The organism is Citrobacter sp. TBCS-15 (assembly GCF_005280815.1).
Classification (GTDB): domain Bacteria; phylum Pseudomonadota; class Gammaproteobacteria; order Enterobacterales; family Enterobacteriaceae; genus Citrobacter; species Citrobacter werkmanii.
This window is the reverse complement of record NZ_SZWK01000250.1, coordinates 1-297: the sequence shown is the minus strand read 5'-3', so window position 1 is coordinate 297 and position 297 is coordinate 1. Positions and strand designations below refer to the sequence as shown.

1 protein-coding gene is annotated in these 297 nt (G+C 34.0%); it reads right to left on the bottom strand.

The features are described 5' to 3' along the window. Positions 1-12: 12 nt before the first annotated feature. On the bottom strand, positions 13-297 hold a 285-nt coding region (locus FDW96_RS12900; RefSeq protein ID WP_137365795.1), incomplete at its 5' end, for a hypothetical protein.

Sequence of the window (297 nt, the reverse complement as noted above, 5' to 3'; positions counted from 1 at the left end):
AACGTGAAGTTTTTAATTGTCATTTTTAACCTTTCTTGAAATTATTTCCGCTTTATCTAAAACTGGGTTATCAGTAATTGATAGCTCTAACAATCTAAATTTTCTACCGCCATAAGGATAACCACCAATTGATACAAATTGTCCGACTTCATACAAGAGCGTGGTCTCGATTCTAAGCGTGTTTTTACTATTATAGTACACTTTACCTTGCAATAGTTCTAAGTGGTCTTTACGAAGCTCTCTATGCCCTTTAAAGCTATCTATTCTATATTTGTCGCCATAAGTAGCTACATACTC